The sequence below is a fragment of the Paraburkholderia sediminicola genome, from assembly GCF_046026855.1.
GTDB lineage: Bacteria > Pseudomonadota > Gammaproteobacteria > Burkholderiales > Burkholderiaceae > Paraburkholderia > Paraburkholderia sediminicola_A.
Window position 1 is genome coordinate 202,605 of record NZ_JAQQET010000002.1, and the last position, 20,696, is coordinate 223,300.

Consider the following 20,696-nt stretch of genomic DNA (forward strand, 5'->3'; position numbering starts at 1 on the left):
GTGGCGTGCAACGTTAAGGGTGTCTGGTTGTGTGATGCGGGCGATCAGATCCGGTGTCCCGCGGCGATGATCTTGCGGAGAAATGCCTGAGTTCGCTCATGCTCTGGATGACTGAAGATATCTTCCGGCTTGCCTTCCTCCACGATCCTGCCGCGGTCGAAAAACAGCACACGGTCTGCAAAATCGTGGGCAAAACCCATTTCATGCGTGACGAGCAGCATCGTCATATCGGTTTCTTTGGCGAGCCGATGCATCACGTTCAATACTTCTTCAACGAGTTCGGGGTCGAGCGCGGAGGTCACTTCGTCGAAAAGCATGATCTTGGGTGCGAGGGCCAGCGCCCTCGCGATCGCCACGCGTTGCTTCTGGCCGCCGGAAAGTTGCGCCGGGCGGCTCTTTGCCTTGTCGGCCATACCGACCATGTCGAGTAGTTCCAGTGCGCGTTTTTCCGCCGACTCGCGGCTCTCACCTTTGGTCAGCATTGGCGCGAGCGTCACGTTATCGAGCACGCTCTTGTGCGGAAACAGATTGAAGTGCTGAAAGACCATGCCGATCTTCTCGCGCATCTTCTGCAGGTGGCGCTCGTTCGCGGGCACCATCTGGCCGCCGTGCGGCATATGAAACAGTTGTTCGCCGTCCACTTCGATGCGGCCGCCATCGATCGATTCGAGCGTCATCAGAATGCGCAGGATCGTGGTCTTGCCGGAACCCGACGGGCCGATTAGCGCGAGCTTTTCGCCCGGCATCACATCGAGCGAGAGTTCGTCGAGCACGGTCAGCGCGCCGTAACGCTTCGTGATGCGATCGATGCTGATCAACGGCTTCATCATCGGTGCCTCCCGGCGTGGCGGAAAGGTGCCGGCAGAGGCCGACGGAAGCGTCGCCGGGCCGATGGCTGAAGCACTCAGCATGTCGGCGACTCGCGCGGTTTTCATATCGATTCGGTTCCCGTTCGTCATACCTGGCTCGATGGAAGGTGATGCGGCGGTGATGCCCGGCAAAGAACTATGCAAACCAGAATACAAAGCCATATTTGCGTTCCGATTGCCCTAGAACAATTCTTTTTCCATGGAGATCCGGGCCGCGCTATGAGGCGAAAGGCCGACAGGGCAAGAAACCGGCATACGCGTCAGGGACAACACCTATGAGCAGAGCGCGAAACAGATCACGGCGACGTCGCCGAGTTGCGCCCCCCCGGTTCAGGCCCGCGATGAAGATTGAACTAGCACATTAAAAGCCGCTTTTCGCGGCATTAGACTGCGGCCAGAAATGCCTACAGGTGTCTCACTGCGTTCATGGGTCACCACTTTCCGCAAGGACGTCACGCCAGAGAGAGGGGAAGATGTCAGATACAACGCAACAGGAACCGCGAACCACGGCACCCGTCGTACGCCTGCCGTTTGAACGTGCCGAATACGCCGCCCGTATCGGCAAAACGCGTAAAGCGATGCAGGCTGCAGGGATCGAACTGCTGATCGTGTCCGATCCGACCAACATGGCGTGGCTCACCGGTTACGACGGTTGGTCGTTCTACGTGCATCAGTGCGTGCTGCTCGCGCTAGACGGCGAACCGGTCTGGTTTGGCCGCGGCCAGGACGCGAATGGTGCAAAGCGCACCGTGTTCATGGAGCACGAGCAGATCGTCGGCTATCCGGATCATTACGTGCAATCTCCCGTGCGGCATCCGATGGATTACCTCGCCCGCGAGGTGATCGAGGCGCGCAGCTGGGGCGCACTGAAGATCGGCGTGGAAATGGACAACTACTATTTCAGCGCCGCGGCCTATCGTTCGCTCGTCGCTCATCTTCCCAAGGCGAAATGGCAGGACGCGACCAGTCTCGTGAACTGGCAGCGCGCCGTTAAATCGCCGCGTGAAATCGAATACATGCGCGTGGCTGCTCGCATTGTTGAGAAGATGCACGCGCATATCGTCGAGCGGATCGAACCCGGCATGCGCAAAAACGACCTGGTCGCCGAGATCTACGCGGCAGGCATTACCGGCGTAGACGGTTACGGCGGCGACTACCCGGCAATTGTGCCGCTGTTGCCCACCGGCGCCGATGCCGCCGCTCCGCATCTGACCTGGGACGACACGCCCTTCGCCAAAGATGCCGGCACGTTCTTCGAAATCGCCGGCTGCTTCAAGCGCTATCACTGCCCGCAGTCACGCACCGTTTACCTCGGTAAGCCGCCAAAGCATTTCGTCGACGGCGAGCGCGCGGTGGTGGAAGGCATTGAAGCGGGTCTCGCCGCAGCCAAACCCGGCAACACGTGCGAAGACATCGCCCACGCGTTCTTCGCGGTGCTGCACAAATACGGCATCGAGAAAAACAGCCGCTGCGGCTATCCGATCGGCGCAAGCTATCCGCCGGACTGGGGCGAACGCACGATGAGCCTTCGGCCGGGGGACAAAACGGTCCTCGAACCGGGCATGACGTTTCACTTCATGCCGGGCCTGTGGCTCGACGACTGGGGACTCGAAATCACCGAAAGCATCCTGATTACCGAAACCGGCGTCGAGACCTTCTGCGACACACCGCGCAAACTGTTCGTCAAACCGTAAGCCCGTCAACCCCTGTGCCGCCGCGACCGCGACGCGCACAGGAATACGTAAGGGGAAACATGCTTCCGAAGACAATGAAGGCTGTCGTGCTGACGGCCCACGGCGGCCTCGACAAACTCGTCTATCGCGACGACGTGCCGGTTCCCATGTGCAAAGCAGGCGAAGTGTTGCTCGAAGTAACCGCTTGTGGGCTGAACAATACCGACGTCTGGGTTCGCGAGGGGGCATATGGCACGGATGACGACCCGCAAGCCGTCTCCACGTGGCGGCGGGGCCGCTCGACGCTGTCGTTTCCGCGCGTTCAGGGTGCGGATATTGTCGGGCGCGTGGTCGCAGTGGGCAGCGGAGTCAGCGATGCACGTGTCGGCGAACGCGTGATCGTCGATGCATCGATCTATAACCGCGACGACGACAGCCTCGCCGATATCGACTACATCGGCCACGGCCGAGATGGCGGTTACGCCGAATACACAGCAGTACCCGCGGAGAACGCACATCGCGTCGATTCCACTTACTCCGATGCCGAGCTAGCGACGTTCTGGTGTGCCTATCACACCGGCGAACAGATGATCGAACGCGCCGCCGTCAAGAGTGGGGAAACCGTGCTGATTACGGGCGCTTCCGGCGGCGTCGGTTCGGGAATCATTCAGCTATGCCGCGCGCGTGGTGCAATTCCGTATGCGGTGGTTAGCAAAGGCAAGGAAGCTGCGGTGCTCAAGCTCGGTGCAGAAGGCGCGATGCTTCGCGACAGCGAGAATTTTGTCGCGGATGTCGAACGGATGACAGGCGGCCGGCCGGTCGACGTGGTGGCCGACCTGGTCGGCGGCGCGCTGTTCGGCAAGCTGCTGAACGTGCTAAGGCCGGAAGGCCGCTACACCACGGCGGGTGCTATTGGCGGACCTGTAGTCCAACTGGATTTGCGCACGATGTATTTGAAGCAGTTACAGCTAAACGGGTCTTCGCAAGGGACACGCGCGGCTTTCAAACGCGTGCTCGACTATATCCAGGCCGGTACGATCAAGCCGGTTCTGGCCGCGACCTATCCTTTGTCGAAGTTTCATGAAGCGCAAACGCAATTCATGGCCAAGCGCTTCGTGGGCAACATCGTCGTGATTCCGGACCGGCATTGCACACCGGCAGCAAAACGAGCTTGAAAAAACGGTCTGCATGACATTGCAACCGGAACAGCGATCATCCGCTGTTCCGGCTGTTTTCTATCCACCGCACGACACCACCTCACGATCGATCACTGATCAGCAGCGCCGGCGCCGCACCGCATTCGCTGCGGCACACGAACCGGCGCGCCATTTAGCTACGCGGAAGCGGCCGGCGCAAAAACCTGCGACGCAACTTCATCCACCGCCTCACGTGCCAGCTTCACGATCTCGTCAACGTCGTTGCGCGACGTAACCAACGGCGGCGCGAAGCCGAGAATATCGCCGTGCGGCATGGCGCGCGCAATCAATCCACGCTGCAACGCCGCAGCGGAGACGCGCGGTCCGACCTTCAGCGCTGCATCGAACGGTTGACGGCCGTCCTTGTCGGCCATGAACTCAAGCGCGGCCAGCATGCCGGCACCCCGCACTTCGCCAACCAGCGGATGCGAATCAAACGCCGCATGCAACTGTTCGAGCAGATACGCACCGGTTTGCGCCGCGTTCTGCGTAAGGTTTTCGCGTTCGAGAATATCGAGGTTCGCAAGTGCCGCCGCGGCGCAGATCGGGTGACCGGAGTAGGTCCAGCCATGACCCATCGCGCCGAATTCCTGCGACGCCTTGTCGATCACGTCCCACACGCCTTCGCTGACAATCACGCCCGACAGCGGCGCATACGCGCTGGTCAAACCCTTCGCCACGGTGATCAGGTCCGGCGTGATGCCGTAGTGTTGCGCGCCCATCTTCGAGCCGAGGCGGCCGAAACCGCACACCACTTCATCGCAGATCATCAGGATGTCGTGCTTCTTCAGCACCTGCTGGATCGCGGACCAGTAACCGGCCGGCGGCGGCAGGATGCCGCCCGTGCCCATCACCGGTTCAGCGATGAAGGCGGCGATCGTATCGGCGCCTTCCTGTGCAATGAGCTTTTCCAGTTCTTCCACACAGTACGCGACAAATTGCGCCTCGCTCATGCCGGCCGGCGCCTGCCGATACCAGTGCGGACACACCGTATGTTTGACACGCTCGATCGGCAAGTCGAAATACTGATGGAAGCTGGGCAAGCCAGTCAGACTGCCGGTAACGATTCCCGAACCGTGATACCCACGCTGGCGCGAGATGATCTTCTTCTTGTTCGGGCGCCCCTTCACGTTGTTGTAATACCAGACGAGCTTGATCTGCGTTTCGTTCGCATCCGAACCGGACATGCCGTAGTACACCTTCTTCATGCCCTTCGGCGCCCAGTCGATAATGCGCGACGACAATTCGATAATCGTATCCGTCGAGTGGCCGACATACGTGTGGTAGTAAGCAAGCTTCTTGGCCTGCTCGTAGATCGCTTCGGCTACTTCGGTGCGGCCATAGCCGATATTCACGCAATACAGACCCGCGAAGGCGTCGATATACGATTTGCCTTGATGGTCCTCGATGCGGATGCCTTTTGCGCCGGTCACGATACGGCCCGGCAGCGCCCCGCTAGCATGGTCGTGAGCGTGCGTCGAAGGGTGCATGAAGTGCGCGCGGTCGGCGTCGAAGAGTTGGTCGAGTTGGGTCATCGGAAGCTCCTTCGTGTGATCGTTGAATGGGTTGGGTTGACTCAGGCCGCCGCGTCAGCCGTCGCGGCAGCCGCCGTTGCAGCCGCCAGACGGTGAGCGGGAAGACTGTCAGTCACCGGCAAGCCAAGCTGGCCGAGGCAGAAATAGCGGGTTTCGACAAACGGCTCAAAACCTTCAACCCCGCCTTCGCGGCCGAGTCCGGACGATTTGATGCCGCCGAATGGAATCGGCGCACCAGTGAATTTCGCGCCATTCACGGACACCATGGCGAAGTCGAGACGGCGGATCAGTTGAAACACCGTGTTGAGGTCTTTCGCGCAGACATAGGCGACGAGGCCGTATTCGGTGTCGTTCGCGCGCTCAATGGCTTCATCGAGCGAATCGAATGGCGAGACTGCGGAGATAGGCGCGAAGTTTTCTTCGTCGTAGATGCGCATGCCGGGCGCGGCGTCCGCAACCACGGTCGGCTCGAAGAACCAGCCGCCGCGCTCATGGGCCGCGCCGCCGGTGGTGATGCGCGCGCCCTTCGCTTTGGCCTCGGCGACGCGCTGCGCCGTGGTGTCGAACGCGGCTTGATGCATCAGCGGACCGACATCCACGTCTGCTTCGAATGCGGCACCCACCCTCAGCGCTTTCACGGCCTCGCTATATTGCGCAACGAACGCTTCGTACAGCGGCCGGGCAACGAAGATGCGATTCGCCGCGCAGCAGTCCTGACCCGAAGTCTGAAACTTCGCCGCGATCGCCACGCTTACGGCCTGATCGAGATCAGCGTCTTCGGTCACAATGAATGGCGCGTTGCCGCCGAGTTCCAGTGCCGTCTTCTTGATGCCGGCCTGGACCGCGGTCTGCATGACCGACGCACCGACGCGCGTTGAACCGGTGAAGCTCACCGAGCGCACCCGGGTATCGCGTACCAGCGTTTCCATCGCCATTTGCGGTTCGCCGAGCACAACATTGAATACGCCCGCGGGAAAACCCGCTTCTTCCGCCAGTTGTGCGAGGGCGAGTGCGGAGAACGGCGTTTCATGCGCCGGCTTCACCACCACAGTACAACCTGCGGCGAGCGCGGCGGCGGCCTTGCGCGTGATCATCGCGCAGGGGAAATTCCATGGCGTGATCAGCGCTGCCACGCCGACGGGCTCGATCACCGTGCCCAGATGCGCGCCGTCGATATGCGTGGGAATTGTGCGGCCGTTCAGGCGTCGCCCTTCATGCGCAAACCATTCGACGAAACTCGCACCATAGGCGATTTCTCCGCGTGCTTCGGCGAGAGGCTTGCCCTGTTCGAGCGACAGAATCGCAGCCAGATCATGTTGATGGCGCAGAATCAGCTCATGCCAGCGCAACAGCAGTGCTGAGCGTTTGGCAACAGGCAGCCAGCGCCACGTAGAGAACGCGCGCTGCGCCGCGTCGACTGCTTCGGTGATTTGTGAGGCGTCGAGCATTGGCACGTGGCCGAGTACTTGCTGGTCGGCGGGATTCTGCACGGCGATACTCGCGGCGCTCGCGCTGTGTATCCAGCGTCCGTCGACGTAGCACAGCGATTTGAATAGGACCGGATGACCCAGCAACATGACGACCTCCTGTATGCGATGTATGTCTGTTACTGTACGACCGGCAGCGATATGGTTTTTTTGGTTGAAGCGTCGCAAAGTCAGCGTTTTTTCTGGATTTTGCCGTGACACATGGCGATTTTCTGGCGCGATCGCCATGCGCTTCAACCGTCGTCGCCGATCGTTTGTTCTGCCCAGTCCGGCAACCCTTCCGCGCTGCTCTTCACCACCTTCGTGACGATGTACGTAAAGTACTTTTCGATACCCAGTTCGTCGGTCAGGAGTGAATCGATAAACCGCTGATAGTGGTCGATGTCGCGCGACATCACGTGCATCACATAGTCAACGCCGCCGCCCGTTGCGTGGCATTGCACAACCTCCGGTGCCGCGGCGATCCGCTCTTCGAAGCGCCGCATGTCCTGCGCGGTGTGACGTGCGAGCGTCACCTCGACCACGACGCGGCTGCCCTTGAAGGCGCGTATCCAGTCGATATCCGCGCGATAGCCGCGAATCACACCGCCTTCTTCCAGACGCTTGACGCGCTCCCACGCCGGCGAGATCGACAGATTGATCTCCTCAGCGAGACGCGACTTGGTGATGCGTCCGTCGCGCGCGAGGATGCGCAGAATCGCCAGGTCGAAACGGTCGAGTTTCATTGTGCGCTCAGACTCCCACCGGTATGCCGCGCTCGACGACATCGGCCACCACCGCCACCGTATCGCCGATCCGCACGAGGCCCGGAAAATGCCGGGCCGCGAGCAGGCCACCGCGGCGCGCGCGATATTCGACGGGTGCGCCGCCGGTACGCGATGCGTCGTGAATCCGTGCGATCACTTCGCCGCTTTCAACCGTTTCGCCAAGGTCCTTGCACAATTCCAGTAGACCGTCGTGTTCGCTCGTCGTAAAACAGGTGCCATCGGGCATGTCGAGCAGCGTCGTGGTACGCGAGGTCGGGTGCCCGGAATGACGCCCAGCTTCGTCTCGCCCAAGGATGCCCGCATACTGCAGGAAGCCTCGCACGCCGCGCTCCGCCACCGCTACGCTTTGCACCGTCGCCGTGCCGCCGCCGCCAAGTTCGGTCGACACAAACACCTTGCCCGCTTCTTCGACCGCTGTGTCGTACAGGCCGACACTATCGAGTTCGAGCATCCGCATCGAATACGGCGCGCCGAATGCGCGCATCGCCGCTTCGCACCGGGCCTGCTGACTGGCATCGGGCAGCAGGTGAATCGCAGCGAGCGGCACGAAATCGAGCGTTCGCCCGCCAGCGTGCAGATCGAGCACGTAATCGGCGAGCGGCAACAGATAGCGCTGAAAATAATCGGCGATCTTCTCGGTGATCGTGCCATCCGGTTTGCCGGGGAAGCTGCGGTTCAGATTGCCGCGATCGATCGGCGACGTGCGGCTGCCCGCGCGGAACGCGGGAAAATTCATGAATGGCACGATGATCACGCGCCCTTTCACGTCGTTGGCTTTCAAGGTTGCGGCCAGCTTCGACAACGCGATCGGGCCTTCGTATTCATCGCCGTGATTGCCGCCGGTGAGGAGCGCCGTCGGTCCCTCTCCGTTGCGGACCACCGTGACCGGAATCATCTCCGCGCCCCACGCGGATGTGTCGTGCGAGTGTGGCAGCTTCAGAAAGCCGTGTTGTTCGCCGTCAGCGTTGAAATCGACCGTCGGCTGAATAGGTGATGCCCGCATATGCATTACTCCCTCACGAACAGCTTGTGCGGCGTGTTGTAGACCGTTTCGACGCCGGAACACTGATGCTCGTATCCTGTTCCGGTCGTGTTGTTTCAGACATAGGCCGCTCTTAGCGCTTCACGTCATTGCGAAAGATCGTCCCTGCGCCTGCGGCACGCGCTCGCTTCAATGCCAGCGAGGCAATTGCGGTGTCCTGCGCGCCGGTGCCGGTCAGGTCGCAGATCGTCACGTCGCTCTTATTGGCGCGGCCCACGGCCTGTTCGGCAATCACCTGACCCAGTTCCGCTATCGCGGCACCGGCGTGCATCACGCCGGCATTCAGCGCGTGATGCAACTCGCCCAGCACGCGCGTTTGTTGCGCACGGTCGCATACATAGCGCGCCGCGGCGAGCGCTGCCGGCGCGATTTCGTTCTTGTGCTCGGCGTCCGAACCCATCGCGGTAATGTGCAAACCTGGATGCAGGTCGGTGACATCGATCAGCGGTGTGCGGCTTGGCGTCGTGGTGATCGCGATGTCCGCTTCGGCGAGCGCATGGTGGACATCACGCGCAACATCGCATTGCACGCCGAGCGAGGCGCTCATCTCCGCAGCGAAACGTTGCGCATTGCCCGGATCGCGCGCCCATACGCGCACGTGTTCGACGCGACGCACCAGCTTCAATGCGCGCAATTGCAAACGTGCCTGCTCGCCGGCGCCCAGCACCGCGACTTGCGGCGTGTGCTGTTTCGCCAGCCAACGCGCCGCGACCGCGCCGGCCGCCGCCGTGCGCACGGCCGTCAGATAACCGTTGTCGAGCAGCACTGCTTCGGTCAGCCCCGTCTTTGCCGATAACACCAGCATCAGGCCATTCAGACTCGGTAAGCCGAGCGACGGATTGTTGAAGAACCCCGGACTCACCTTGATCGCGAAACTATCGAAACTCGGCAGCCACGCTGTCTTGACGTCGACTTCGCCGTTATGTTCCGGCAGATCGAGCCGCAGGATCGGTGGCATCGCAACAGCTTCGGTAGCGAGCGCGAGAAAGGCGGCTTCCACCTGGTCGACGGCGGCAAGGTCGAGCGGCACGAGTTCGCGAAGCTCAGCTTCGCCAAGGAGCGTGATCGAGGTCATAGAATGGTGTGTGAATCAGCTTGGGGCGACGCGGTGTCTACGATCTGGCGATGCAGGTCCATATCGATGTTGGCGCCCGTCACGACGAGCACGAGCGGCCCACGTTTGATGCGCTCGGCAGGCAGCACGCCATCAAGCAAGGCGGCGATGCCTACAGCCGCCGCGCCTTCCACAACGAGGCGCTCATGCCGGTATGCATGTGCGATGCCGCGTGCAATCGACGCCTCGCTGAGCAGCACGGTGTCGTCGATCAGATCGCGCGTGAGCGCATAGGTATAGCGGTTTTCGAGTCCGATGCCGCCGCCCAGCGAATCTGCGAGCGTTTCGACTTCTTCGACCAGCACCGGCTGGCCGGCCGCGAGACTCGCATGCATCGCGGCGCCACGTGCCATCGTCACACCGATCAGGCCGATCGCGCGATTCGCGCTTTTAGCCGCGAACGCAATGCCCGCAAACAGGCCACCGCCGGACAGCGGCACGACGATGTTCGCGACATCCGGCAACGCCTCGACGATTTCCAGTCCGATGGTCGCCTGACCGGCGATCACATGCAGATCGTCGAATGGCGGGACGTAGGCGAAACCTTCTTCGCGTACCAGTCTCAACGCTTCATGTTCGGCCTCATCCTGGCTCTTGCCGACAATCCGCGCCTGCGCGCCGAGTGCGCGCACGGCTTGCACTTTATTCGCCGGTACGAGCGCGGACATGCAGACGGTCGCGTCGATACCCAGCGCGCGGGCCGCATGCGCCACCGCGCGGCCGTGATTGCCCGTCGAGGCAGTCACGACTTTCCGGCAACCCTGTTCGGCAAGGCGAGCGAGTGCATTGGTGGCGCCGCGCAGCTTGAAGCTGCCGGTCGGCTGCACGGTTTCGAGTTTCAGAAAAACCGCTGTGCCCGCCTTCTCCGACAGACTCTGCGATTCGATGAGCGGCGTATGACAAACGCGCCCCGCGATACGGCGACGCGCGCGATAGACATCGGCTAACGACAGAACGGACATGAACGCGGCCCTGCACGAAAGGGTTCAATTCCGATGCTGTCGCGCCTGCGTTGTCACGCTGATTGCGGCCGCATCGTTTTTCAATGCAGTCCAGTCTAATGTTCTAAAAAACGATTTCCATTGTCCTAGTTCATTTCACGCGAGCAGTGCGAAATCCGGATCGAAGTCAGGTGAAATCGTGCACCTGCGGGTACTGCTCGAACACGTCGCGCATTGTTTCCAGTGCGCCTTTATAGGTTTCCTCGCTGACCTCGGCGCCGACGCAGATACGCACCGCATTCGGCCGGTCCGCGTCGCGCACCAGAAATGGATCAGGCGAAGTCACGGCAATATCGCGGTTGCGCAGTTCCCTCACCAGACGGTCGGTATGCCAGTGGTCGGGCACGCGCAGCCAGGCGGACAGTGCCTGTGGATGCGCGCCAAGCACGTATTTACCCAACGTTTGCTGCAATTGCGCCTGACGCCGTCCCAGACGTTCGCGCTGTATTTCCACGAGCCGTTCGGCAGTCCCGTCGACGATCCAGCGCGTCGCCACTTCGGCCATCGGCGAAGTCGCCATCCAGCTGCTCACACGCAACACGCTTTCAGCGCGCAGCGCGAGCCGCCGCGGGGTAGCGAGGTAGCCGATCCGCAAACCGGTCATCACCGACTTCGTCAGGCTCGTGCAATAGAACGACAGATCGGGAATCAGACTCGAAATCGGCGTGCCATGCTTCGCAGGCAAAGGACCATAGACATCGTCCTCGATCACGTAAACGCCGTAGCGTTCGGCGATTTTCGCAATCGCGCGGCGCCGCGAATCGGGCATGAGCGCCACGGTGGGATTGTTCAGCGTGGGCGTGCAGACAAGGGCCGTGATGCGTTCGCTATCGCACATCTCCTCGAAGTGTTCGGGATGAATACCGTATTCGTCGATCTCGAGGCCTTTCAGCGTAAAGCCCAGCACATTCGCCGAGCCGATCACGCCATGATCCGTGAGGCTTTCGCACAGTACCGTGTCACCCGGCCCCACGAGCGAAGCCAGTGCCAGAAAGATGCCGTGCGCCGCACCATTCGTGACTAGCAGCGTATCCGCCGAAGCCGGCATGCCCAGCGACGCGAGCCACGCGATCCCCGCCTGCCGATGATGCTCGAAGCCCGCAATAGGCCGGAACGCGCGAATCCAGGGTTGGTCGTCGAGCGTCGAGAGTGTCGCGCAGACCTTGCGCCACATAGCGTCGTGCTCCGGCGTATGGATAATGCGCGCGATCGAAAAATCGACCACCGAACGCTCGGCCGTGTCGAGCATATAGCTCGACATGGTTTCCGTGACGCGCGCCGCCACGAAGCTGCCGCGCCCCACCTCACAGCGGATCAGCCCCTGCCGCTCCAGTTCCTTGTAGGCATTGGTCACCGTCTGCACGCTGATCGCCAGTTCCGAGGCGACGTCGCGCTGCGGCGGCAGGCGCGCGCCCGCAGGCAACGACTCGCTTTCGATGTCGCCCGCGATCGCCTTGACCAGCCGTTTATATTTCGATTCCACGCCATGCACCGCGCGCACGGCATCCCGCCACTGCTCGATCACCGCTGCCCTCCGTTGTCGTCGGACCCCGCCTATGTCCACTCCACCTCAATAGTGAGGCCAAACACTGCACAAAAATAATTGTCCTAGTGCATTGACGAGCAAAAATAGGGGTTTGTATCGTGCAATTTGCGGGGGCGGGGGCGGTTGGTCAGATCGATCGGAATCGGTTCGCATCAGCTTGCGTCCGGTTCTTCGTCCATGATGAGCAGAAACAGCGTCGACTGGGATGAGATATCCAGTTTCCTGTAGAGATTGCGCCGGTGAACCTTGGCGGTGGCGGGTGACACGCCGAGCTGCCTCGCCATATTTTTGGTCGAGTGACCCGCCAGAATCAGCAGGGCGATTTCAATTTCGCGATTGGTCAGCGACGCATTGGACCGCTTGCGCAACGCCTGTTCGAAGTGAATACGCCGGTCGTTTACGGCGGTAGAACTCACCGCCGGGGGGAGTACCGCTTTCTGCGCCGCCAGGGTATGGCGCATCAACGGAAGCAGCCATGCGCCATAGAGACAGAGGGTGCCGATTTCAGTCGAACTAAAGCGGCGTTCACTCCCTATCGATACAGACAGCGTTCCACCCGCGGGCAACGGTGCTAAAAACTGCACCTCGTCTTCCAGCACGTTCACTGAAAAATAACGACGAAAATATTCGGTTTCCCGAAAGTGATCGGGCGCAACTTCGTCGAGGCAATACACGCCCGGACTGATCGCGCCCAGGCTGAATTGATAGAAAGGGTCCAGCAAATAGACGTTGTTCAGATACCCCTTGAACAGTTCGTCGTTCGACGTGCGAGCCTGGATCTCCGCAATCAGCTGCGGCTTCCCGGCGGGCCAGAAAACCATCACCACCCAGTTGTCAAAGTGGACCACTCTGCGCAATAGATCGATCAGCGCAGGCCAGAACTGCCTGTCGTCGAGTTTTTCGACCAGACGCCCGAGCCGCTGATGAAATGCAACGTCCGCTACTTCAAGCTGCATGCCAGTTTCCTCCATTACCCCTAACGGGGTAGTTCGCTCCATCGTTCTAGCCCTTCGGCCTGATTTTCACCGGCTACGCCCCACCCTACCATCGCAATACCCCGACGCATGCGCGCCGGCAGGCTTGCTCGCAACGAGCAACACAGGAGACAGGTATGCGTATCAGAGACATCGGTGTTCGAGTTGGCCACGGCACGCCCGGTCCATTTAATAGCATCACCGACGTGCAAGGCGTAAGAGTGGGGCATCGTACCTTGGTCGAAAATCGGGCAGAAGTATCGATTCGAACCGGCGTGACCATCATCGAGCCACGCGCCGGCATCGCGCGGTTTGATCCATGTTTTGCCGGCTGTCACGTGCTCAACGGAAACGGCGATGCCACCGGTCTGGAATGGATACGCGAATCCGGCTTGTTGAGTACGCCCATTGCCTACACCAACACACACAGCGTCGGCGTGGTTCGCGATGCACTGGTCGCCGCCGAACGCGAATGGGTCGGCGACAGCCAGTACTGGTGTATGCCGGTGGTGCTGGAAACTTTTGATGGCGTACTGAACGACATCTGGGGACAGCACGTCACCGCAACACATGTCCACGAAGCACAGGCGCAGGCCCGCAGCGGCCCTGTCGCCGAGGGCTCGGTGGGCGGCGGCACCGGCATGATTTGCCACGAATTCAAAGGAGGTATTGGCACAGCCTCACGCAAGCTCGCAGCGGACGACGGCGGCTGGTGCGTGGGCGCTTTGGTCCAGGCCAACTACGGCCGTCGTGACGCGCTGCGGGTAGCGGGCTATCCCGTTGGCGTGGCGCTGCGAAATCTGCCGTCGCCATTCGACCGGCGTCAGGCAGGTGTCCCCGGAATGGGATCGATTGTGGTGACGCTTGCGACCGACGCGCCGCTTCTTCCGCATCAATGTGAGCAGCTTGCACGACGCGCAAGCATTGGCTTGGCGCGTGTGGGCGGCGGCACCGAATACTCCAGTGGCGATATCTTCGTCGCCTTCTCGGTAGGTAACCGCGGCATACCGCCGGCGGATTACGGCAAAGCGGGCGAGCCGGTCATCAGCGTGCGCAGTGTCAGCCAGGATTTCATGTCTGCGCTATTCGTCGCGGCTGCGGAAGCGGTCGAAGAGGCCATTCTCAACGCACTGGTTGCTGCGGAGGATATGGACGGACGAGGCGTTCATGTCACCGCGCTCGGAACTCCCCGACTACTAAAAGCACTGGAGCAAGTCGGCTGGCGTCGCGGTGCAGATCACGCAAACCGCCCATTCGCTGACTGACTCCTCTCCCCTTGCTTGAGATCCTTCAATAAAACCGAAAGGCCATATATGACTTCTCGCCATCTCATCACTGTTGTCACAGGAATTCTCGCAGCGTCGGGGATGCTTGCTGCGACGACAAACCATGCTAAAGCCGAAGAACTGAACCTCTACAACTGGTCGGACAATATTGCCGACGACACGGTGTCGAGCTTCGAAAAGGAAACGGGGATTCATACGCGATACGACGTCTATGACGGCGACGATACCTTGCAGGCAAAGTTGCTAAGCGGTTCATCGGGCTATGACGTGGTGGTGCCGTCGTCCTCCTACGCCGGCAAACAGATCCAGGCGGGCGTCTATCGGAAACTCGACAAAAGCAGGATTCCAAATCTGGCTAATCTGGATCCCATGCTCATGAAAATGCTTGCGTCAGCCGATCCCGGCAATCAATACACGGTGCCGTGGTCATGGGGAACGGACGGCATCGGTTACAACGTCACGAAGGTGACGCAGATTTTGGGCAAGGACGCGCCCTACGATAGCTGGAACCTGCTGTTTGATCCGCAATACGTATCCAGGCTGAAAAGCTGCGGCGTTTCAGTGCTCGACTCTCCGGAAGACGCATTCTCGGTTGGGCTGATATACCTGCATAAGGATTCCAATAGCACCAACCCCGCGGATTATCAGGCGGTGTACCAGCTATTCAAAACGATTCGCCCCTACATCACCCAGTTCAATTCTTCCGGTTACATCAACGACCTGGCCAATAACGATGTCTGCATCGCGCTAGCGTGGTCGGGCGATGTCGGCATCGCGAAGCGCCGTGCAGAAGAAGCACATCGCGCTTATGAGATTCGTTATGTGATTCCAAAAGGCGACGGCGTGCTGTGGTTCGATCTGATGGGTGTTCCAAAAGACGCGCCGCATCCGGAAGCGGCGATGCAATGGATCAATTACATCCTTCAACCCAAGGTGAGCGCGGCGATCACCAATCAGGTTTTCTATCCAAACGCTAACGCCGCTGCGCGTGTTTATGTGAAGCCGGCCATCCTCGATAACGAAGCGGTCTATCCACGCGGTGAAAGGATGAAATCGCTCACACTGTCGTTGCCTTTGCCGGCCGATATCCTTCGCCTTGAAAACAGGCTGTGGACGCAACTCAAGGCAGGGCGCTGACCTGAGGTTGCCAAGGCGCACAGGGTTCCCGCGAAATCCTCAGCGCGGGATGGCCGGCGAACACCGCGCAGTAGCGATTACGACGCCCGGCGATGCACGTACCCGGTGCGTCGCCGTTCATCGTCAGTCATGATTGCACCATGACATGCTTCGCCAAACGTTTGCGGCATGCACGATAGCGCCCGCAATGCCCGTGGAGTCGACCCGGCCCGATGCTTGCTTTTATGCAGGTACAACATTTCCACGCTACCGGGGCCAAGCCATGTCGAATCCGCTCGAAATCGTCGAACTGACGCATCACGTCAGGAAGCTGGCGACGGGGAAAATCTCCGATATCAACGACATCAATCGCGAGACCACGTTCCTCGCACTCAACGCCTTGATCGAAGCGGCGCGCGCCGGTAATGCAGGCCGTGGCTTCGCGGTCGTGGCGAATCAGGTCAAGCATGTGTCCGCGCGAATCGGCGAAATCACTACGGTGCTCAATCGCGAACTCGCCGGCTCGCTGACCAAGCTGACTGATCTCGGCGACAGCATGATCGAACGGCTGCGCTCACATGAGGGCCAACGTTGCGCCGATCTCGCGCTGAACATGATCGATGTAATCGACCGCAATCTGTACGAGCGCTCATGCGACGTGCGCTGGTGGGCGACCGATTCCGCGGTGGTCGATTGCCTCGCCCATAAGAGTGCGGAGACACGGGCGTATGCGTCGCGCCGTCTGTCGGTGATTCTCGACAGCTACACCGTGTACCGCGATTTATGGATCATCGACGCGGCGGGCAACGTAGTCGCAAACGGCCGGCCGGATATGTATGCGGTGCACGACCGCAATGTCGCCGAAGCCGGGTGGTTTCGCGAGGCGATGAAAACACCTTCGGGCGCGGACTTTATTGCGGGAGACATTGAGGCGCTGCCGCTTCTGAAGCACGCGCACGTCGCGACCTATGCAACGGCAATCCGCGAAAACGGCGCGGTCGACGGCAAACCGCTCGGTGCACTGGTAATCTTTTTCGACTGGGCGCCACAGGCGTCGGCCGTCGTTAAAGGCGTGCGGCTCACGGAAGAGGAATGGCGACGCACGCGCTGCATGATCGTCAACGCGTCGCATCGCGTGATTGCGAGTTCGGACGATAAGGGCGTGCTCGACGAACAGTTCCATCTGAATACCAACGGCCGTCCAGCAGGCTTTTATCAACTGGCAGACGGCCGTACCATATCGTTCGCCGCCACCCCAGGCTATGAGAGCTATCGCGGTTTGGGGTGGTACGGCGTGATTGTGCAGTCACCGCCGTGAGGCGATCACGCAAGGCGGCAGCTCTACCCATCGCGCGTTGCGGCTTGCGGCTTGCGGAAAGATCAGCAAAGCCGATGCAACGCGCGGTGACAATTGAATGCGTTTTCCCTGCCTGCTTTCGCGACTAACCCACCATCGCACGCAAGTGCGCAGCGAAGTCATGAGCAGCGCTCTGCTGATCGGCCGTCGCGCGCTCGACGATCCCAACGTCGCGGTAGAACGTGTCGTCGCCCAGAGTCAGCGTTCGCACCGTCGGCGGAATATGTAGCGCCGCCGCCTGCGGGACGATGGCAATGCCCACGCCCGCCGCCACCAGCCCAACGATTCCCTGCAGCTCGTCCAACTCCGCCACGTCGTCCACGTTGATCCGCACGCGTTTCAGGAAGCGGTCCACGAGCCGCCCGCCAAACGAATTACGGTCGTAGCGGATCAGCGGCTCACGGGCGAGCAGCACGCGCCACGATTCTTTCGCAAGCTTGCGCGGCACCAGCAGTACGAATGGTTCGCTAACGAGCAAATGCCATTTCAGCTCGGGCGGCAATGCGAACGGCGGCTTGATAATCACCGCGAGATCCAGTTCGCCCGAGTCGACCTGCGCGAGCAGATTCAGCGATACCCCCGGCAGCACGCGAATCCGCCAGCCTGGCGACGCCGCGCGAAACCGCTGGATTGCACCGACGAGCAACGAACTCTGCACCGACGCGATCGCGCCGACCCGCAAGAGCCCTGCATTCTCGCCTGCAGCGCCCTGCAATGCGAGGCGTGCATACACCGCGAGCAATTCCTGCGCAACTTCCACTGTCCGCTTGCCCGCTGCGTTGAGGCTGGCGGACCGGCCGGTACGATCGAACAAGGCGAAGCCGAGTTCGTCTTCCAGACGTTGGATCTGCGCACTCACCGCCGACTGCGTCAACCCGGTCTGCGCGCCGGCACGCGCAAAAGTGCCATGACGCACGACGGCGAGGAACGTTCTGAGCTCTCGTAGCATGGTTCAATTCATCGATAAATTTGGCTCTCAGATCTGAAATATATCGTTATTCATTAAAACACGTTGTATTTAATATGTTGTCTGAACGCTCGATGAAGCGCACATTCCTTCAACTTCTGGAAGCCCCATTGCGATGAATACCCCACTCCTCCCGTTCCACATTGCATTTCCGGTCCACAGCATCGAGGCGGCGCGCGCGTTCTACGGCGACCTGCTTGGCTGTCCCGAAGGCCGTAGCGCGCCCGACTGGGTCGACTTCAACTTCTATGGCCATCAGATCGTCGCGCATCTCGCGCCGGGTGAAACGGGCGTGAGCTCGACCAATGCCGTCGATGGACACGGTGTCCCTGTGCGCCATTTCGGCGCGCTGCTGACAATGCCGCAGTGGACCGCGCTCGCGGAAAAGCTCAAGGCGGTCGGCATGCAATTTGTGATCGAACCATACATCCGCTTTAAGGGTGAGCCTGGCGAACAGGCCACCATGTTCTTTCTGGACCCGAGCGGCAATGCGCTCGAATTCAAGTCGTTCGCGAACCTCGATATGCTGTTCGCGAAGTAAGGTCGCGGGAAAATCGTCAGGCAACGGTGGAGTGTCGCGATTACCGGCTTCGGTGCGATCGGCCGCACAGTTGCCGGATTACTTCGGCAGCGCTCAAGGATTTCGAACGCATTCTGATGAAGAAAAAATGGCTGAACGTGCCTGTACCGCAGCACGCGTCATCGACTAGAGGTCAATAACCAGTTCGTCTGATTTAGCCCGCGACACGCAGATCATGAGGGATTTGCCAGCCACCTGCTCCTCTTCACTCAACACGTAGTCACGATGTTCTACTTCGCCCGACAAAACCTCAACCTCGCAACTGCGGCACAGTCCTTCCCTGCAAGAGAACGGCGGGGAGACCCCCTGACGCTCAAGGCTCTCGAGAATCGACTCCGTGGGCTTAACGGCGCATCGCAAGCCCTGCTTTGCGAGAACAACAGTAAACGGTCGATCGCTGTTATCAGAGATTTGCGTGGGTGGAGCAGTAAAGCGCTCAAAGTGTAGATTTTCGCGCGGTATGCCGCTTTGCTGACCGTGACGGGATACAGCATCCATCAGTCCAGCAGGGCCGCAGCAATAGATGTGCTCGCCCATCTTTACGTCGCTTACCAATGTTTGAATGTCAGCCGCCTGGCCGCCCCACTCGTCGTTTGCGTGCACATGAACGCAGTCACTGAAAGCAGATAATTCATCGAAATACGCGGCGCACATCCGTGAGCGCACACAGTAGTGCAATTGCCAGGGGATGGAATGGCGGACACACCATCTGATCATACTGAGGATCGGTGTGATGCCTATTCCACCCGCAATGAAACGATGACACGTCGCGTCACGTGAGAGCCTGAATAGCGTGCGGGGCTCGCTGATGGTCAGAGCGTCGCCTTCGCGAAGCGACATGTGCAGATAATGCGATCCGCCGCGCGATACGGCGGCAAGTCCGACGCCAAGACAGTAACGGTTCGTTTCGGACGCGTCGTTGCACAGTGAATACTGCCGTGTAAGACCGTCAGCCAGATAGACATCAATGTGCGCGCCAGGCTCGAACCCGGCGAGCCTGGCGCCATCCGCTGCCTGCAGTTCGACGCCGAGTATCCCTTCTGCCTCGCGCTTCAACCGCGTCACTTTCACCTCGATCATCTCAGTCTCCCCGGGCCGCTGCCGACGCCTGCGCTCGCTCTTCTTCAAGCCGTTGATTCACGGCCCAGCGGAACTGGGACAGCGCGGCATCGATACCAAACGGCATCATCCTGAAGCTTGGGTCCAGTGAAAGATTCCTCTGCTGAGCGGTGATGATGTCGCGGTCCTCATCGAACGCATCGACTACTGCCTGATGGATCGCGCGCGTGACATCGGGCTGGTCAATCGCAAAGTTGTGCGGGTGACCGAAGAAATAATGCGTTGAGTTTTCTGTTTCAGGCGTGAGCGCCTGGCAGCCGCGAAATTCGGCGGCATCAACACGAACTCCCTCTTGCGCGCCTGTGCCGACTGGCGCCATGCCGGAATCCATCCGCAGGATCGCGGGAACGGTGAAGTCATAAACGTTCCAGCGATCGACCTTACCCGGCCAGTCCTTCACGGCAGCAGCAAACGGCGGAGCGTCCGTGTTCAAAGTCCAGCGCGTGATGCGTACGCCGCCCTCGATCCGCTCGACTTTGGGCTGTACCTTCGCATAGTCCTCAGGGCCGCCCAGCGTGGTCGGATGCACAAACGGCAAATGCGAGAAGTCCAGCAGGTTGTCGCAGATCAGCAGGTAGTTCACGTCATAGTGAATGTAGCCAGGCAGGCTACGCCACACCGGATCATCGAGCCAGTGGGTATCAGGAATAGCTTCCGGGTCTGCCAGTGATGGGTCTCCCATCCAGATCCAGATCCAGCGATGCCGCTCGACAACCGGGAAGCTTCGCACCTTCGCCTGCGGCGGAATGCGCTGCTGGGCCGGCGCTTCAATACAGGTCCCGGCGCTGTCGAACTTCAGGCCGTGATACATGCACCGCACACAATCGCCCTCACGCCGGCCAACCGACAGTGGCGCGCCGCGATGACAGCAACGGTCCTCGAGCGCCACCACGCCGCCGCTTTCCTCGCGATACAGCAAAACCGGGATGTTGGTAATGACGCGATTGAAAAGCGCTTCGCCTGCCACCTCATGCGACCAGGCGGCCACGTACCACGTATTCCTGATGAACATAGTTGTCTCCTCCATTTGCCTGCGCCCTGTCGGGAGGACGCTTGACCTCACGATA

At 60.5% G+C, this 20,696-nt stretch carries 19 protein-coding genes; 7 read left to right on the top strand and 12 right to left on the bottom strand.

The annotated features are described in order from the left end of the window. Window positions 1-44: 44 nt before the first annotated feature. Window positions 45-911, bottom strand: coding sequence for an ectoine/hydroxyectoine ABC transporter ATP-binding protein EhuA (gene ehuA, locus PQR40_RS03070; protein ID WP_408508455.1), 867 nt, complete (start codon window positions 909-911; stop codon window positions 45-47). On the opposite strand from ehuA, the gene PQR40_RS03075 reads away from it, so the two are divergent. The 3 genes from PQR40_RS03075 (at window position 808) to PQR40_RS03085 (ending at window position 3,717) form a co-directional block, all read left to right on the top strand. After that, complete coding sequence (locus PQR40_RS03075; protein WP_408508462.1) at window positions 808-1,053, top strand: hypothetical protein; 246 nt, start codon at window positions 808-810, stop codon at window positions 1,051-1,053. The two genes, ehuA and PQR40_RS03075, sit on opposite strands and share 104 nt — an antisense overlap. A gap of 289 nt (window positions 1,054-1,342) precedes the next feature. Next, window positions 1,343-2,563: an ectoine hydrolase DoeA gene (gene doeA / locus PQR40_RS03080; protein ID WP_408508391.1), complete on the top strand. Its 1,221-nt coding sequence runs from the start codon at window positions 1,343-1,345 to the stop codon at window positions 2,561-2,563. Between the two features lie 59 nt (window positions 2,564-2,622). Beyond that, window positions 2,623-3,717 carry an alcohol dehydrogenase family protein gene (locus tag PQR40_RS03085; protein WP_408224356.1) on the top strand — a complete coding sequence of 365 codons (1,095 nt, stop codon included), beginning with the start codon at window positions 2,623-2,625 and terminating at the stop codon, window positions 3,715-3,717. A gap of 158 nt (window positions 3,718-3,875) precedes the next feature. Here PQR40_RS03085 and PQR40_RS03090 read toward each other — a convergent pair whose 3' ends face one another. The 8 genes from PQR40_RS03090 to PQR40_RS03125 form a co-directional block, all read right to left on the bottom strand. Beyond that, a complete protein-coding gene (locus PQR40_RS03090; RefSeq protein ID WP_408508392.1) occupies window positions 3,876-5,273 on the bottom strand; it encodes an aspartate aminotransferase family protein in 1,398 nt (465 codons plus the stop codon). Window positions 5,274-5,314: 41 nt separating this feature from the next. Continuing rightward, entirely contained in the window at window positions 5,315-6,850 is a 1,536-nt protein-coding gene (locus PQR40_RS03095) for an NAD-dependent succinate-semialdehyde dehydrogenase (RefSeq protein ID WP_408508393.1), read from the bottom strand. 143 nt (window positions 6,851-6,993) lie between these two features. Next, entirely contained in the window at window positions 6,994-7,485 is a 492-nt protein-coding gene (locus PQR40_RS03100; protein ID WP_408224365.1) for an Lrp/AsnC family transcriptional regulator, read from the bottom strand. Window positions 7,486-7,492: 7 nt separating this feature from the next. Then, entirely contained in the window at window positions 7,493-8,530 is a 1,038-nt protein-coding gene (doeB, locus tag PQR40_RS03105) for a N(2)-acetyl-L-2,4-diaminobutanoate deacetylase DoeB (RefSeq protein WP_408508394.1), read from the bottom strand. Between the two features lie 112 nt (window positions 8,531-8,642). Continuing rightward, window positions 8,643-9,644, bottom strand: coding sequence for a cyclodeaminase (locus PQR40_RS03110; protein WP_408508395.1), 1,002 nt, complete (start codon window positions 9,642-9,644; stop codon window positions 8,643-8,645). Further along, window positions 9,641-10,645, bottom strand: coding sequence for a hydroxyectoine utilization dehydratase EutB (gene eutB / locus PQR40_RS03115; RefSeq protein ID WP_408508396.1), 1,005 nt, complete (start codon window positions 10,643-10,645; stop codon window positions 9,641-9,643). The genes PQR40_RS03110 and eutB overlap by 4 nt, the downstream gene beginning before the upstream one ends. 166 nt (window positions 10,646-10,811) lie before the next feature. Then, window positions 10,812-12,209, bottom strand: coding sequence for a MocR-like ectoine utilization transcription factor EhuR (gene ehuR, locus PQR40_RS03120; protein ID WP_408224377.1), 1,398 nt, complete (start codon window positions 12,207-12,209; stop codon window positions 10,812-10,814). 173 nt (window positions 12,210-12,382) lie between these two features. Then, a complete protein-coding gene (locus PQR40_RS03125) occupies window positions 12,383-13,186 on the bottom strand; it encodes a helix-turn-helix transcriptional regulator (RefSeq protein WP_408389626.1) in 804 nt (267 codons plus the stop codon). Between the two features lie 155 nt (window positions 13,187-13,341). Here PQR40_RS03125 and PQR40_RS03130 point away from each other — a divergent pair, with 155 nt between their 5' ends. The 3 genes from PQR40_RS03130 to PQR40_RS03140 all read left to right on the top strand — a co-directional run bounded on the left by PQR40_RS03130 (window position 13,342) and on the right by PQR40_RS03140 (window position 16,924). Then, window positions 13,342-14,469 carry a DmpA family aminopeptidase gene (locus tag PQR40_RS03130; protein ID WP_408508397.1) on the top strand — a complete coding sequence of 376 codons (1,128 nt, stop codon included), beginning with the start codon at window positions 13,342-13,344 and terminating at the stop codon, window positions 14,467-14,469. 48 nt (window positions 14,470-14,517) lie between these two features. After that, window positions 14,518-15,627 (top strand): polyamine ABC transporter substrate-binding protein, encoded by a 1,110-nt coding sequence (locus PQR40_RS03135; protein WP_408508398.1) that lies wholly within the window; start codon window positions 14,518-14,520, stop codon window positions 15,625-15,627. A 262-nt stretch (window positions 15,628-15,889) separates the two neighbouring features. Continuing rightward, window positions 15,890-16,924 carry a methyl-accepting chemotaxis protein gene (locus tag PQR40_RS03140; protein WP_408224389.1) on the top strand — a complete coding sequence of 345 codons (1,035 nt, stop codon included), beginning with the start codon at window positions 15,890-15,892 and terminating at the stop codon, window positions 16,922-16,924. Between the two features lie 124 nt (window positions 16,925-17,048). Here the strand turns inward: PQR40_RS03140 and PQR40_RS03145 are convergent, their stop codons facing one another. After that, a complete protein-coding gene (locus PQR40_RS03145) occupies window positions 17,049-17,912 on the bottom strand; it encodes a LysR family transcriptional regulator (RefSeq protein ID WP_408224392.1) in 864 nt (287 codons plus the stop codon). 133 nt (window positions 17,913-18,045) lie between these two features. On the opposite strand from PQR40_RS03145, the gene PQR40_RS03150 reads away from it, so the two are divergent. Further along, a complete protein-coding gene (locus PQR40_RS03150) occupies window positions 18,046-18,471 on the top strand; it encodes a VOC family protein (protein WP_408334445.1) in 426 nt (141 codons plus the stop codon). 165 nt (window positions 18,472-18,636) lie between these two features. On the opposite strand, the gene PQR40_RS03155 is transcribed toward PQR40_RS03150, so the two are convergent. After that, complete coding sequence (locus tag PQR40_RS03155; protein ID WP_408508399.1) at window positions 18,637-19,590, bottom strand: PDR/VanB family oxidoreductase; 954 nt, start codon at window positions 19,588-19,590, stop codon at window positions 18,637-18,639. A gap of 1 nt (window position 19,591) precedes the next feature. Continuing rightward, on the bottom strand, window positions 19,592-20,641 hold the full coding sequence (locus PQR40_RS03160) for an aromatic ring-hydroxylating dioxygenase subunit alpha (RefSeq protein ID WP_408508456.1): 1,050 nt from the start codon (window positions 20,639-20,641) through the stop codon (window positions 19,592-19,594). Window positions 20,642-20,696 lie beyond the last annotated feature (55 nt).